At 58.4% G+C, this 13579-nt stretch carries 14 protein-coding genes and 1 pseudogene; 1 reads left to right on the top strand and 14 read right to left on the bottom strand.

Annotation, left to right across the window (positions count from 1 at the left end; all coding sequences use genetic code 11):
• Nucleotides 1-278 precede the first annotated feature (278 nt).
• Both AC3WP4_RS23775 and AC3WP4_RS23770 read right to left on the bottom strand, forming a co-directional pair.
• A complete protein-coding gene (locus AC3WP4_RS23775) occupies nucleotides 279-1220 on the bottom strand; it encodes an alpha/beta fold hydrolase (protein ID WP_102615175.1) in 942 nt (313 codons plus the stop codon).
• 22 nt (nucleotides 1221-1242) lie between these two features.
• Nucleotides 1243-1604, bottom strand: a pseudogene (locus AC3WP4_RS23770) (flavin-containing monooxygenase); the annotation flags it as partial.
• A 130-nt stretch (nucleotides 1605-1734) separates the two neighbouring features.
• Here AC3WP4_RS23770 and AC3WP4_RS23765 point away from each other — a divergent pair.
• The gene (locus AC3WP4_RS23765; RefSeq protein ID WP_102615174.1) at nucleotides 1735-2808 is read left to right on the top strand and encodes a diguanylate cyclase; all 1074 of its coding nucleotides are present in this window, start codon (nucleotides 1735-1737) and stop codon (nucleotides 2806-2808) included.
• Between the two features lie 179 nt (nucleotides 2809-2987).
• On the opposite strand, the gene AC3WP4_RS23760 is transcribed toward AC3WP4_RS23765, so the two are convergent.
• The 12 genes from AC3WP4_RS23760 to AC3WP4_RS23705 form a co-directional block, all read right to left on the bottom strand.
• Complete coding sequence (locus AC3WP4_RS23760) at nucleotides 2988-3164, bottom strand: hypothetical protein (RefSeq protein ID WP_162842856.1); 177 nt, start codon at nucleotides 3162-3164, stop codon at nucleotides 2988-2990.
• Between the two features lie 37 nt (nucleotides 3165-3201).
• Nucleotides 3202-3843, bottom strand: a complete 642-nt coding sequence (locus AC3WP4_RS23755) for a transposase (RefSeq protein WP_074875556.1) — start codon at nucleotides 3841-3843, stop codon at nucleotides 3202-3204.
• Nucleotides 3840-4544 (bottom strand): hypothetical protein, encoded by a 705-nt coding sequence (locus AC3WP4_RS23750; RefSeq protein WP_309475448.1) that lies wholly within the window; start codon nucleotides 4542-4544, stop codon nucleotides 3840-3842. Before AC3WP4_RS23750 ends, AC3WP4_RS23755 begins: the two co-directional genes overlap by 4 nt.
• Nucleotides 4545-4856: 312 nt before the next feature.
• A complete protein-coding gene (locus tag AC3WP4_RS23745; protein ID WP_074875560.1) occupies nucleotides 4857-5036 on the bottom strand; it encodes a hypothetical protein in 180 nt (59 codons plus the stop codon).
• 301 nt (nucleotides 5037-5337) lie between these two features.
• The gene (locus AC3WP4_RS23740; protein WP_074875562.1) at nucleotides 5338-6207 is read right to left on the bottom strand and encodes an isocitrate lyase/PEP mutase family protein; all 870 of its coding nucleotides are present in this window, start codon (nucleotides 6205-6207) and stop codon (nucleotides 5338-5340) included.
• A 129-nt stretch (nucleotides 6208-6336) separates the two neighbouring features.
• Nucleotides 6337-7374 (bottom strand): arginine N-succinyltransferase, encoded by a 1038-nt coding sequence (gene astA / locus AC3WP4_RS23735; RefSeq protein WP_102615172.1) that lies wholly within the window; start codon nucleotides 7372-7374, stop codon nucleotides 6337-6339.
• A 61-nt stretch (nucleotides 7375-7435) separates the two neighbouring features.
• Nucleotides 7436-8452, bottom strand: coding sequence for an arginine N-succinyltransferase (locus AC3WP4_RS23730; RefSeq protein WP_102615171.1), 1017 nt, complete (start codon nucleotides 8450-8452; stop codon nucleotides 7436-7438).
• Nucleotides 8453-8571: 119 nt separating this feature from the next.
• Nucleotides 8572-9921: an APC family permease gene (locus AC3WP4_RS23725; protein WP_102615170.1), complete on the bottom strand. Its 1350-nt coding sequence runs from the start codon at nucleotides 9919-9921 to the stop codon at nucleotides 8572-8574.
• A 57-nt stretch (nucleotides 9922-9978) separates the two neighbouring features.
• A complete protein-coding gene (locus tag AC3WP4_RS23720; RefSeq protein WP_102615169.1) occupies nucleotides 9979-10731 on the bottom strand; it encodes an N-formylglutamate amidohydrolase in 753 nt (250 codons plus the stop codon).
• A complete protein-coding gene (locus AC3WP4_RS23715) occupies nucleotides 10715-12046 on the bottom strand; it encodes a glutamine synthetase family protein (protein WP_074875572.1) in 1332 nt (443 codons plus the stop codon). The genes AC3WP4_RS23720 and AC3WP4_RS23715 overlap by 17 nt, the downstream gene beginning before the upstream one ends.
• Nucleotides 12043-12687 carry a cysteine hydrolase family protein gene (locus tag AC3WP4_RS23710; protein WP_074875574.1) on the bottom strand — a complete coding sequence of 215 codons (645 nt, stop codon included), beginning with the start codon at nucleotides 12685-12687 and terminating at the stop codon, nucleotides 12043-12045. Before AC3WP4_RS23710 ends, AC3WP4_RS23715 begins: the two co-directional genes overlap by 4 nt.
• Before the next feature lie 2 nt (nucleotides 12688-12689).
• Nucleotides 12690-13544: a MurR/RpiR family transcriptional regulator gene (locus AC3WP4_RS23705; protein WP_074875576.1), complete on the bottom strand. Its 855-nt coding sequence runs from the start codon at nucleotides 13542-13544 to the stop codon at nucleotides 12690-12692.
• Between the last annotated feature and the right edge of the window lie 35 nt (nucleotides 13545-13579).

The following is a 13579-nucleotide window of genomic DNA, read 5'->3' as shown; positions in this document are numbered from 1 at the left end:
TCCTGGCGCGGTGACGTAAAGGATGCGAGAAAAGATCGCAGCCTTGTGCGGCGCCGACAAACGAAGAATCTTACGAACTTCATTCTGCAAAGGACTGCTGGCTGAAGCAGCTTGTAGCAGCTGTCGAGCCTGCGAGGCTGCGTTCGGCTGCGAAGCAGTCGCAAACCCTATATGCACGTTCCTCCTGACACACCGCGGTGCCTGATTTCACGACTGCTGCGCAGCCGAACGCAGCCTCGCAGGCTCGGCAGCTGCTACAGGGGGGCGGTGTTCGGCTGCTACACCGGGAGTTCCGAGCGCAGTGATGCCAAAAATTCCCGGTACAGCCGTGCCGTGTTTGTCGGTTGTTCCACCATCGGCATATGGCCGGTGTGGTCCCAGACTTCCACTCGCAGGTCGGCGATGCCTTTGCTCCAGATCGCCACGCTGCTGACATCGATCAAGCGGTCCTTATGCCCCCACAGCAACAGTGCCGGGCACTTGATGTCGGGCAGTTTCGGCTCCATCGGCGGGCTGGCACGGAAGCCGTTGAAGATTTCCTCCAGCTCATCGCGGCTCTGTTCATAGCGTTGCGCGATGGCGTCCAGCACCACCTTGGGTACCCACGGCGGTTCAGCCATGGTCATGGCGTAGAAACGCTGGAATTCTTCCCGCGAGTGAATCAGGAACGGGTTGTGGCCCTTGGCCAAATGCCGCTCCAGGTCGCTGGCTTCGGGGGCGGTGACACCTGCCGGATCGATCAGGGCCACCGAAACAATGCGATCCGGGTAAGTGGCCGCCAGCCACGCTGCCATGTAACCGCCCATCGAATTGCCGATTACATGGACTTTCTCGACGCCGCAAACATCGAGCAACTGGATCATCCGCTTGGCCTGCAACGGAATGTCGTAACCGCCGCCCGCCTTGAAGCCGGTTTCGCCATGCCCGGCGATGTCGGGAATGATCACCCGATAGTTGCCGACAAAGTGTCGGGCAAAACGCAGCCAGACATTCTTGTCGGCGCTGTAGCCGTGGAGCATCAGCACACTGCTGGACGCTTCGTACGGCCCGCCTTGCCAGGTCGAGACGGTCATTTCGGCGATCGGCACGACAATTTTGTGCAGTCCATACAGCTTCGCCTCTACCGACATGTTCAAGTCATAGAGCCAATGACCGATGGCCGGGTAACTCAACCAGCTCCAGGCCACGAAAACCGCGATTGCGACAACCAACAAAAGCATCAGGCATCTTCCTTTTACGTGATCAGGACAGAATGTGATCGGCGGGTTTCAGCGCTCTGGTCAACCGGTGATAGCTGAAACTGAACCCCGGAAACATCGCAATCACATGACCGCTCTTGCTTTGATACCAACTGTGCAGCCCCCGGACTTCCATACCGTGCGTTCCATTTCCCGGTGGATCATTTCAGTGTAGGTACGTTCTGCTTCGGAGCGTACTTCGATGCTGCGCAAACCCTGTTCTTTTAACGTACGGATGCAATCAAGAATGTAGTTCATCTGAGACTCGATGATGAACAGCACCGAGGTATGACCGATGCCTGTGTTGGGGCCGATGACGATAAACAGGTTGGGGAAGTCGGGCAGGCTGGTGCCAAACATTGGGCGCCCGCCTCATGGCTATGCCTTGGTATTCAGGCCGCCCGCCGGTGATGGCTATTTGCCGCTTCCCTGATAGACTCTCACCAGACTTGAAACCCTTGTGTTTCAGGCTCCGTTCAGTGGCGCAGAGGCCTCTATGGGAAAAACGGGAGGAAAAGGACTTTCACTGGCCAGGAGGCTCTATACATCGCGAATCCTGGGTTTAGCCTTGGGGCTGTTGCTTGTGAGCGCGGCGATGTATCCACTCAACCCTGCACCGTGGGTCTGGGTGACGATGCTGCTCAATGCCGTACTCTGGCCGCACGTGGCTTATCAATGGGCGCGCCGCGCGCCAGTGCCTTATCACGCCGAACACCGCAACCTGCTGGTGGATGCCTTTCTCGGTGGTTTTTGGGTCGCAGCCATGCACTTCAATCCGCTGCCCGCCGCGACCACCCTGGCCATGATGGCAATGAACAATGTGGCCATTGGCGGTTTGCGTTTCCTGTTGGCGGGAACCGTGGCGCAAGTTCTCGGGATGGGCGTCGGACTGCTGGTTTTCTCCCCCACCTTTGTCCCACAGACCAGCCAACTGCAGATGTATGCCTGTTTGCCCTTGATGTGTTTGTACCCGCTGGCATTGGGCTGGATCTGCTTCCGCCAGGCCCACACCCTCGGTCGACAAAAGCGTGAATTGCTGGCACTGAGCCGCACCGACAGCCTCACCGGCCTGTTGAATCACGGCGCCTGGAAGGATCAACTGGAAATCGAATTCCAGCGTTGCAAACGTCAGCAGCAGGGCGGGGCGATTGCGCTGATCGACATCGACCATTTCAAAACCATCAACGACACCTACGGCCACGTTGCCGGGGATATCGTGCTGCGTCAGTTGAGCAAAATGCTCAAGCAGAACCTGCGCGCGGCGGATGTTGCCGGGCGCTACGGCGGCGACGAATTCTGCGTGATCCTCCCGGACCTTCCGCTCACGAGCGCGGCGGCCGCCATGGATGCCCTGCGTGATCGCTTCGCCACCTTGGGCTATGAGCAGAGCCCGGCGCTGAGAGTCAGCCTGAGCATCGGCCTTGCCGCCTTCAACCCGGCACACACTGACGCGACCCTGTGGCTCAACGACGCCGACCAGGCGCTCTATGAAGCCAAGGCCACCGGTCGCAACCGCGTCATTTGTTGCAGCGATGGCGCACCACATCACCCATTACTTGATTCGGTGTGAAACGTGATCGTTCCCACGCTCCCGCGTGGGAATGCCTCAACGGACGCTTTGCATTCGGCTTTGGATGGGACGCGTAGCGTCCCGGGCTGCATTCCCACGCAGAGCGTGGGAACGATCAAAGAAAAGGCTGCCGACCTTGTGGGTCGGCAGCCTTGGTAGTGCACTTAACGAGAGCGATATCAGTCTTTGGCTGGCAAGCTCCAGAATTTCTTGATTTCGTGGATATTGCCCACGTTATAACGAGGCATGAAATCGGCGCACGGAACTTCCATTGTTGTCTTGACTGGCGTATTGATTACGGCAGTCCCGGCGCGCAGAAGCGAAGTTTCATTCCAGTTGTTCAGTGGTTTGTTCATATTCATTCCTTTTTTAAATTTGGAGGGTAGTCAGTAACTATCCTCGTTCAAGCAGTGACAGCGTATTTTCATAGAGCGCTGTTTCCTGCATGGCGATACCGGGGTAAGTCGGTACGTAGTTTTCGTCGAAGCACCAGGCTTCTTCGGTTTTAACCGATTGCTGAGGATGAATAAGCAAACTCAACGATGCGGACATACTTTTCGGTGGAAGCTGTTTGTGCACTTCCTGTAGTGGAAGCATGTGCAGAACTTCCCCGGGTGCAAGTTTAAGTACTCGCTCTTCACCGAGTACGGGCCTTCTTCCGGCTTGTAACGGAGTTTGATCCAGTATCTTTCGCGAGACGGTTGTGTAGCCGTCACCGCCGTAACCCACGGCATAGAGTTCGAAGTCATGGGTGTGGTTCAGGTCATAGATGAACGTTTCACTTTCATCTTTTGACGTGACCGGAGACCAAAAACCCAATCGGACAGTAAACAGATCGTTGTAGTGCAGTACAAATGCATAAGCGCCGTATAGACTGTTTTTGGTACTGAAACCCGCTTGTTGAATAGTGGTGTAAAGGTGCTCGCTCAGCAACGTACGGTTTGTTGCCAGTTGACGCAGATCTTCCACGATCTTTGGCTTGTCTCGCTCCAGATCGTAAGTCGTCATACGCTCAACGAAAGTCTTTAGTTTCATGCCGCTTCACTCTGGTCGAGTAAAAGATTCAGGCGGCTGTTTTGCAGATTTCTCAACAGCGGTGCGTAATGCAATGCGGCCCGCGGATCCGTTTGCTGTATTACCTGAAATGCCTTCCAGGCGACAGCGGGGTGGTAGTGATAGATCAATTCTTCGGCCACTCTGAATGCCCCGGGATCCTGTGCGGCTTCAAGCAGCTCAAGGCTCACCAGGTACCGTGCGGCGCTATCGTCATGAGGGAACCAGGCGATTTTGTTCAATGAAACACGGTCGAAAACACTGATGTCTGCGCTTCTGTCTGGCAGGTTGATGCTGCCGATAAATGCCGGATGCCCGTATCCAGTCGGGTTGCTATCGAACAGGACCTTCGTGCCGTCGATGAACAACGGGTTACTGGCATCTACGATGACCAGCTCTGCGCGAGTCAGATGATCTTCTTCGAGCGCGTAAAGTTGAATGCAAAACGATTCTGCGTTGATCGCAAATAAAACACTGTTGCCGGGTACGGAATAAAGTTGCTCGGACGCCGGTGCGTTATCAGGTGCCTTGAGGCTGATATTGCCATTTTTATTACAATGTAATGTCAATGTTCCGGTATGGATGTTCGTCAGTTTCATGATTTCAGCACGGCGAGATGAATCTAAAGTGTGTGCTGTTTGTTCGGGTAGCTGGTCTGCGAGATTTTTTACTTCGACACTCATGTCCAGTGTCTTGATGCTGGTGATAAGTTGTGAAGGTGTAAGGTTAGGGTCGAGCAACGTTTTTATCATGAAGAATTCTGCTTGGCTTTTTATGGTTTCTAATGAGGCGGAACAGATGTTTTAGCAAATGGAATCGTTCAGTCTATTATTGTTAGGGTAGTTGCTTTTAACTCATCAAGCCCATCAGTTGTTAAGAGACGTCAGTGGCTGAATGGTGTGGCCACTGACGTCGGTTTAACAAATGGGGGATGGTGCTTCCAGGCAGGTACGAACATCTGGCTGGGTGCGACCCCGGTAAATCGTTATAAGGTCTTAATCCTGGGCAGATACGTTACGGTATTTCTTGATTTCGTGAATGTTGCCTACGTTAAATCGAAGCCCGTCCCAACCAGGGCAGTTGGACTCGTGAGTGGATTTTGTCGGTGTGGTGATGACTTTGGCTTCGGCGCGCAATAGCGGGGAGTTTTCCCAGTTGCTGGTAGTGGTTTTCATAAGGTTTCCTTTGATAGGGGTTGAGTGAGGATAAAGCGCTTGTCGTATAAGTAGCGATATTGCTTTGAGTTTGTTGCTGTCTGGGTTAAATATTTTTTGTTATTTAACGGTTTGGAGATTATAGAGGACGATATTTAATATCAACTTGGGAGTTGTTATTAAATATTGGTGTTTGTTTTTAAGTGTGTATTTTGGGGCGGCAGATGACAGCCATTCGGCTCAAGATCTTGCAATCCCGCCGGTGACATTGCGTCTACCGGCCGAATTACAAGTCGCTTCAGGAGCCGAAATCAGAGAGGAATCATTCCTTAACGCTCATAAACTCTTCCGCCCAACGGATGTATTCCTCAGGCTGCGTATAGGTATGAGTCAACTCTGTCGCATTCAGGTCCGACGCCTGATTAAAGATCTGCCGCTGTTCCCGCAGGCTGTCATACGTGGCCTTGATCGCGGCGAAGTAGGCGCCGTGACCATCGATGGTGACCCGCACGCCGAGTTCGGCCAGGCGTTTGTCGTCGCGCAGCAACGGGTTGCCGTAGGTGACCAGCATCAGCGGCACGCTCAGGTGCTCGGCGATTTGTTCGAGATGGTCGAAGTCCCGCACGCCCACCATGCAAATCCCGTCCGCACCGGCCTGCTGGTAATGACAGGTACGGCTGATGACTTCCTGTACCGGCAGGATGCCGGCGTTGGTGCGGGCGATGATTGCCATTTCCGAGTCGACCCGGGCTTCCAGTGCTGCACGAATCTTGCCGACGCCTTCCGCCACCCCGATCAGGTCGGTGGACTTGCGGCCGAACTGGGCGGGCAGCAAGGTGTCTTCGATGGTCAGGGCGGCGACGCCGGCGCGCTCGAGTTCGACGATGGTGCGCATGACGTTGAGCGCGTTGCCGTAGCCGTGGTCGGCGTCGGCGATCACCGGCAGTTGGGCGACGCGGCCAATGCGAGTGGCCTGCTCGGCGAATTCGCTGAGGGTGATCAAGGCAAAGTCAGGCGCGCCCAGTACCTGTAACGATGCGACTGAACCGCCCAGGATCCCTACCTCAAAACCCAGGTCAGCGGCAATGCGGGCCGACATCGGGTCGAAGACCGAGGCGGTGTGATAGCAGGCGCTGGAGGCGAAAAGCTCGCGAAAGTTACGGCGTAAATCTTGATGAGAAAGCCTGGACATATGAGTTCCACCACTGCAAAGGGCATGGAAAGGCTTGAGCAAAAGTGTCAACGCCGAAGGAACAAAAGGCTATCACGCGGGCGGGGAAAGGATGATGACGATTTTCAGAGGCGAATGGACCTGCGTCGGTCACGCCGCCACTGACTGCTGCTGTTGTTGATTAAGCAGTGGCACGGCGCGCACCGAATTGCCGGGTTGCAGTTGCAGGCGTTTGGCGGTGAGGCGGTCGACGATCAGGCTGTTGCCCACCAGTCTGGCCTGGGCGGCGGTGATGCGGCAGTTTTCCAGGCGACGGTTATGGATCAGCCACACCGGGGCCTGCTCGTCGGGTGTGCCGATGGCCAGCACCAGCGGTTGGCTGTCGCGCACGGTGCGGATATTCGAGACCGGGGCTTCGATCACCGGGCCCGCGTCAAAGATGTCGATGTAACCCTTATGGGCAAAACCTTCGGCGGTGAGGATTTTCAGGGCCGGTTCGGTGTTCGGGTGCGCCTTGCCGATCACGGCCTGGGCCTGTTCGGTGAGCAGGCAGGTGTAAAGCGGTTGGCGTGGCATCAGTTCAGCGATGAACGACTTGCTGCCCAGCCCCGACAAGTGATCGGCGTGGCTGAAATCCATCTTGAAGAAGTGCCGGCCCAGGCTGTCCCAGAATGGCGAACAACCTTGTTCGTCGGCGCTGCCACGCAGTTCGGCAATGAGTTTGTCGCCGAACAGGTGCGGAAACTCGGCCACAAACAACAGCCGCCCCAACGACAACAATCGACCGTTACTGCCCTGGCGTTGATCAGGACGTAGAAACAGCGAGCAAATCTCCGATTGGCCGGTCATTTCATTGTTCAGGAACAACGTCGGAATCTGACGCCGGATACCCAGGTCTGGTGACGAACTGACCGTGAGCCCGACGCGGTAGTTGTACCAGGGCTCGCGCAGGCCTACGGCGCCGACCAGGGCGCTGACACCCACCAATTGCTGGTCGTCGTCTTCGAGCACGAAGAGGTAATCAGCATCGGCGCGTTCGACCTGTTCGGCGAAGGTTCGTTGAGCCCAGCGTACCCGGTGGGACAGGCGTTCCTCGTTGGCCGGCAGGGTAGTGAAGCCGGGGCCGGCCTGGTGTACCAGGTTGAGCAAGGCGGGCAGGTCGGTGACGCGAACCGGGCGGACAATCATGATGCAACTCCTTCTGCACGCCCGCTCGGGCGCTGTCGTTGGGCGCGGGGCCGGGTGATGCTCACAGGGCGATCAGCCGGATCGGGCTGCCTTCGGTCACGTTCAGGGCGGCGCACATTTCGCCGCTCAACCTCACAGGTTGCCCGGCCTGGTAGTCCAGATCGGCGACGATGGCGCGGTAGTCCTTCAGCGAATCGTTGCTCACCAGATAGCTGCCCCGGGCATCGATGGACGCACCCGGTTTCACCGTGCCGGTCTGGCTCTGGGCGATGGAGCGGATGCCGGGAGTGCGCGCATACAACGTCGGACCGCCGTCGAACAGGTCGATGTAGCTGTTGGTCTCGAAGCCTTCGCGCTCGAGGATATCGAAAGCCTCCTGGCCATCGGGGTGGATGCGGCCGATGCAGTCCTGCGCCGCCTGGGGCAGCATTGGCACGTAGATCGGGTATTGCGGCATCAGTTCGGCGAGGAAAGTACGGCTTTCCAGGCCGCAAAGTCGCTCGGCCTCGACGTAGGGCAGGTCGAAAAAGTGCTTGCCCACCGCATCCCAGAACGGCGAGTGCCCGTCATCGCTGCTGAAGCCGACGATCTCGGTGATGACGGCTTCGGAAAAGCGTCGCGCGTGGGCGGCGATGAACAATAGCCGCGCCCGGGACAGCAGTTCAGAGAACCGTGTGCGCACCAGCGCTGCGTCAATATGAAAACCGCGCAGCAAGGTATGGCCGCTGAGGTCGTGGCACAACGACAACGCGGGCACGCCGTGCTCGATGTTCAGCTCCCGCGAGGCGCTGGTGAAATGCCGGTTGCGCAGGCTGTAGAACGGCTCGCTGAAACCGGCGGTGGCCAGGATCTCCGAGCAGCCCACCAAGCGCTCTCGGGTCAAATCTTCCAGCACGAAGAAATAGTTCTCCGGGCCGTGACTCTCAACGTCTTTTTCAAACGAGGCGCAGGAGTCGAGAATCTTCTCGCGCAGGCATTCGGTGTCGTCCGGCAAGGACGTAACGCCTACCAGACTGTCGCGCGCCAGTTGCTGCAACTGGGGCAGGTCGGTTAACTCGACTGGACGTAAGACCAGCATGGATGCACTCCTGTATCAAAGGGTTCAGCGGTTGACACCGAACCTGACTATCACTGTCGGTTTCCACGCGTTCAATCGGCGGTCGCCTGAATTTTTGTCAGACGCCGCTCTTTTTCTTGTCAGCCGTTGCTTGGGTCGGGCAGTGCTGCACGTCTGCCCAGTTTGTTGAGTACAAACAGGTAGACCAGGCCCAGGGCAATCCAGATCAGGCCGAGTTTCTGCGCATCGACGCCCATGTTGTACATGATCGCCGCGACGATGATGAAGCCGATCACCGGGCAGATCAGGTGACGGATGACCTGGCCGGATTTCTGCCGGCGCCAGTAGTAGTTGATGACCGTCAGGTGCAGCAACATGAAACCGCTCAGTGCGCCGAAATTCACCAGCGAGGTAAGGGTGTCCACCGAGTTGATGAACAGGTAGCAGATCAGCAGCGACAGCACGGCCACCAGGTAGATGCTCACGTACGGCGTGTTGTGTTTGGGATGAATCTTGGCCAGAACCTTTGGCAACTTGCCGTCCCGGGCCATGCCGAACAGCAGACGAGACACTGCCGCTTGGGAGGTGATTGCCACCGCAACGCCCCAGGCCAGTGCGGTCGCCACGGCGGTCAGGGTAGCCAGCCAGCTGCCGGCCGCGAGTTCAGCGATTTCATAAAAAGCCGTGTCAGCCGTTTTGAAACCCATGCCGGCCGCCAGATCGGTCGCAATCCAGGTCTGCACAACGAAGATCACGCCCATGACCACCAGCGTGATCAACGCGGCCTTGCCGACGCTGCGGCCCGGGTCACCCTTGATCTCTTCGGCGAGGGTGGAAATCGCATCGAAACCGAGGAACGACAGCACCGCAATCGACACCGCTTGCATCAGCAGGGCGAAGTTGAATGTCTCGGGGTTGTACAACGGCGCCAGTGTCAGCTGACCGTTACCGCCGCCGCTGTGCAGTGCGTTCCAGGCGTAGAACAGGAAGATCCCCAGCACCACCAGTTGCGCCAGCAGAAAGATGATGTTCATTCGCGCGGTGAAGGTGATGCCGCGCAAGTTAACGAAGGTCGCGCTGACCAGGAAGGCCAGGATGAAACCGACCTTCGGAATGTCCGGGTACAAATGGTTCAGGGCCATGGCCGCGTACACATACAGCAGCGGCGGAATCAGCAGGTAATCGAGGAGCATCAGCCAGCCGGCGATAAACCCTGCGTGCGGGTTCAGGCCCCGTTGCGCGTAGGAATAAACCGAACCGGCAATCGGAAAGGCCCGTGCCATGCTGCCGTAACTCAGGGCCGTGAAGAGCATCGCCACCATGCCGATGATGTACGCCAGCGGTACCAGCCCTGGCGCCTCGGCGTTGACGTAGCCATACACGCCAAACGGTGCGATGGGGATCATGAAGATCATCCCGTACACCACCAGGTCGGTCAGCGACAGGCTGCGCTTCAACTCTTGCTTGTAGCCGAATTCTTCTATTTCCATGAAGCCTTTCTCCTTGGGATGAAAGCAGCTGCAAGCTGCGAGTTTGAAGCGGTTGCTTTACAACAGTGGCGCCAGGTATTCGGTAAAACGACGGACATTCTCAGGCGTGCGCAGCAGGTCGTTGCGCACCTCGATCAATACCGATTCCAGCCCTCGTGCATCGCCATGGACCGGCACGGTCATGTCGCCCAGCGGGTTGATTTTGTACGGTTCATTACCGGCAACCTTCAATGGATGCCGGCCCAGGCCATCGATCAAACGCTGGGCATATTCCATGCTCTTGCCAAACAACACGCCGACTTCCAGCGCACGGGGCTGGTCATGATAGACCGGTGTGAAACTGTGAATTCCCACCACCCGCACCGTTCGTCCTTGAGCGACACGCTCGTCGATCAAGTCAGTCAGACGCGAATGAAACGGCTCGAACAAGGATTGCCGACGGTACTCGCGGGTGGCTTCGTCCAGGCCCCGGTTGCCCGGCACCTGAAAAATTTCGCTCTGTACCGGAATGCTGTCCGGGGCTTGCAACGGGCGGTTGAGGTCCACCAGCAGCCGTGAATAATTGGCCGCCAACAGGGTTGCGCCCAATGCGCGGGACAAACCCTCGGCCAGCGCCAGGGCGCCGATGTCCCAGGCGATGTGCTCGCGGGCCGCCTCGTGACTCAAGCCCAGGTCATTCAACCCGGCGGGAATAAAACGGCTGGCGTGCTCGCACACCAGAATCAACGGGTGATCGGAGTCTTCCCGACTCAGGGTGTACGCGGGCCCGGTGTAAAGACCGAACTCAGCAGATTCAGTACAGGCGCGCATAGTGCTCACAGCGTTCGGCGGGCGACAGCTGTTCCGTCAGGGTCAGTTCCTCGGTTTTCAGGGCGAAGTAGGTTTCCAGCAACGCGCTCGGCAGGGCCTCGATCAGTGCCTCGCTGTTGCGCAGGCAATCCAGGGCCTGGGCAAGGGACGCGGGCAGGGCGACGATGCCGCGCGCCTGGCGTTGTTCTTCGTTCAGTGCGTCGGGGACTTCATTGGTGATTGCGTTCAAGGCCAGGCGTTGTTCGATGCCCAACCGGCCGGCAATCAGCAGCGCAGCCATGGCCAGGTGCGGCGAGGACGTGGCGTCCATGGCGCGAAATTCCAGGTTGTATTGCGACGCCACCGATTTGCCGCCCAGGCTTGTCGTCGGGCAGATTCGCAGCGCCGCTTCACGGTTGCGTTGCCCGAGGCACGCGTAGGATGCGCTCCAGTGGTGGGGCTGCAAACGCTCGTAGGATACCGGCGTCGGCGCGGTAAACGCACAGAGTGCGGGCAGGTAATGCAGGATGCCGGCGGCCCAGTGCTGGCCGAGAGTCGACAAGCCATTGGTGGTGCCGGCGTCATACATCACCGGCTGACCAGCCAGATCCAGCAGGCTGACGTGCAGGTGCACGCCGTTGCACACCGCATGCTCCGAGGTCTTGGGCGCGAAGCTCAACGCCAGGCCCATTTGCCGGGCGATCTCGCGAGTGATTTCACGCACGTTCACCGCGCGATCGGCAGCGGCCACCCCAAGGGTCGGGCGGCAAGTGATTTCGTATTGATGCTTGCCATACTCGGGCAGGAACATTTCCGGCTCGACGCCACCGGCCCGCAGGGCGCCGAGCAGCCAACCGCCAAACTCGGCCCCCTGACGCTGGGCTTGCAGGGAAAACGCCAGGTGTTCAACGTCGCCGGTGTTCAAGTTGAATTCATGCTCAAACGCTGCATTGATTTGCAAGCCCAATTCGGCGCGATAACGCTCCACCTCGTTGCGCAACAACGTACGCGGGCAGGCTCCCCACGGGCGGCCATCGGTTTCGCAAATGTCGCTGTGCATGAAATCCAGTGCCGGGGCACTGGCATCCGGGCCGTTGTCGACCGTCACTCGACTGAGCAGATCGGGCATCAGTCGCAAATCACCATAAGCGCCCCACGGGTTGGCGTAGGCGATGATGTCTTGCGGGGTCAGCGCACTGTTGGCCGGCACCCAGCCACACCCCATCTTTAGATAGCGCTCGAGTTCGTCCGTGGGAAAGGAGCGTCCACGCGTGACGCCGATCAGGTCGGTGGTGACGAGGGTGGTCATGGGCAGTGGCAGCAGGCGCTCGCTCATGGCTGCATCTCCTGCAACCGGCCGAGCACGGTCTGGGTGTCGGTAATCCAGCAGTAACCCCTGATTGCATTCAGGCAGGCCTGATGCCGCGCGGGCGTATAAGTCGCGCAGGCATCTTCCACCAGCGTCACCAGATAACCGCGGTCGGCGGCATCGCGCACGGCCATGTCCACGCATTGGTCGGTGACGATGCCGGCGATGATCAGGTGCCGCGTCCCGAGGTTGCGCAGCACGTAGTCGATGTTGGTGGAATTGAAGACCCCGGACGAGGTCTTGGGCAGCACGATTTCGTTTTCTGCCGGGGTCAGGTCGTCGATGATCCGTGCTGGCGGGCTGCCCTTGGGCAAGTGCATGTCCGAGAGCTTGTGGTCCAGCGAGCGGTCGCGGCCATCGGCGGTGAGGCTTTCGATGATCGTGTGCAGCACGTTTTGCCGGGCGCTGCGAAAAGCGCTGAGCAGCCGGCGTTGATTGGGCACCACCTGCATGTGGGTGCGGGTCAAGAAGTATTCGGCGTCCGGCCCGTTGAGGTGCGGGTCGAACTGCGGCTCAAGCCAGGCGCGTTGCATGTCCACCAGTAACAGCGCGGTGTGATCGGTGACGAAGGGCAAATCCCGAGGTGAGTGGTGGGGGAGCTTGAACATCCTTATTTTTCCTCCAGCAGGTGGGTGTCGAAGTCGGTCCGCAGGGCGTCGATGCCTTCCAGGCGATCGGCCAGGTCCGGACTGCGCAGGGTCAGGCAGGCGATCAGCGCCTCGACCTGGGCCAGCGCCGGAACCAGGGTGTCGAAGGCCGACACCGATTCCACTGGCGCACTGATGATCAGGTCGGCCATTTCCCGCAACGGTGAAGCATAGATGTCAGTGAACAACACCACGCGTGCATAGCGACTTTTCGCCGCATTGGCCACGCGCAGGGCTTGTGACTGGTAGCGGCGATAGTCGAACACCAGCACCACGTCCTGGCGCTGCACGTCGAACAAACGGTCGGGCAGTTGCGCGTTGTCTTCCAGGGCGAAACAGCCCGGACGCAGCAAGCGCAAGTGATTGAGTAAATAACTGGCGAGGAAACTGCTGAAGCGCCCGCCGAAGCAATGCACCTGATGGCGGGTGTCGAGCAGCCATTCCAGCAGAATTCGCACATCTTCGGGTTGGGTCAGCGCATGGGTGTCCACCAGCGCTCGATGGCTGTGCGCCAGATATTGGCTCCAGGCGTCGCCTTTCTGAAGATGAGCACGGGGTTGCAACAGGGTGCTGGGAGAACGGAGGCGGTGGTCCATGTCGCTGAGCAGGGCATCCTGGAAATCGGCATAACCGCTGAAACCCAGTTTTTTGACCAGTCGCACGATGGTGGGATCGCTGACACCGGCATGTTCGGCCAAACGTGACATCGGGCCCAGTCCGTTACGCGGGTACTGGTCCAGCAAGGCACGGATCACTTTGCGTTCCGACGGCGTAAGGTCCAGGCCGGGATCGGTGATCAGGTCTCTGAGAGAAGGCATCCGGGCTCCTGCTGGATGGATATGTCGGTTTCATT

It is taken from the genome of Pseudomonas sp. FW305-20 (assembly GCF_058788075.1).
Note: the sequence above shows the minus strand (reverse complement) of the source record. Positions and strands in the feature narration are given on the sequence as shown.

Bases quoted from the DNA above. Each gene is read 5' to 3' on its own strand.
- AC3WP4_RS23725 (WP_102615170.1), bottom strand. From the start codon at position 9,921: ATGGAAATAGAAGAATTCGGCTACAAGCAAGAGTTGAAGCGCAGCCTG.
- AC3WP4_RS23745 (WP_074875560.1), bottom strand. From the start codon at position 5,036: ATGAAAACCACTACCAGCAACTGGGAAAACTCCCCGCTATTGCGCGCC.
- AC3WP4_RS23775 (WP_102615175.1), bottom strand. From the start codon at position 1,220: ATGCTTTTGTTGGTTGTCGCAATCGCGGTTTTCGTGGCCTGGAGCTGG.
- AC3WP4_RS23720 (WP_102615169.1), bottom strand. From the start codon at position 10,731: ATGCGCGCCTGTACTGAATCTGCTGAGTTCGGTCTTTACACCGGGCCC.
- AC3WP4_RS23765 (WP_102615174.1), top strand. From the start codon at position 1,735: ATGGGAAAAACGGGAGGAAAAGGACTTTCACTGGCCAGGAGGCTCTAT.
- AC3WP4_RS23760 (WP_162842856.1), bottom strand. From the start codon at position 3,164: ATGAACAAACCACTGAACAACTGGAATGAAACTTCGCTTCTGCGCGCC.
- AC3WP4_RS23750 (WP_309475448.1), bottom strand. From the start codon at position 4,544: ATGAGTGTCGAAGTAAAAAATCTCGCAGACCAGCTACCCGAACAAACA.
- AC3WP4_RS23710 (WP_074875574.1), bottom strand. From the start codon at position 12,687: ATGTTCAAGCTCCCCCACCACTCACCTCGGGATTTGCCCTTCGTCACC.
- AC3WP4_RS23715 (WP_074875572.1), bottom strand. From the start codon at position 12,046: ATGAGCGAGCGCCTGCTGCCACTGCCCATGACCACCCTCGTCACCACC.
- AC3WP4_RS23705 (WP_074875576.1), bottom strand. From the start codon at position 13,544: ATGCCTTCTCTCAGAGACCTGATCACCGATCCCGGCCTGGACCTTACG.
- astA (WP_102615172.1), bottom strand. From the start codon at position 7,374: ATGATTGTCCGCCCGGTTCGCGTCACCGACCTGCCCGCCTTGCTCAAC.
- AC3WP4_RS23730 (WP_102615171.1), bottom strand. From the start codon at position 8,452: ATGCTGGTCTTACGTCCAGTCGAGTTAACCGACCTGCCCCAGTTGCAG.
- AC3WP4_RS23755 (WP_074875556.1), bottom strand. From the start codon at position 3,843: ATGAAACTAAAGACTTTCGTTGAGCGTATGACGACTTACGATCTGGAG.
- AC3WP4_RS23740 (WP_074875562.1), bottom strand. From the start codon at position 6,207: ATGTCCAGGCTTTCTCATCAAGATTTACGCCGTAACTTTCGCGAGCTT.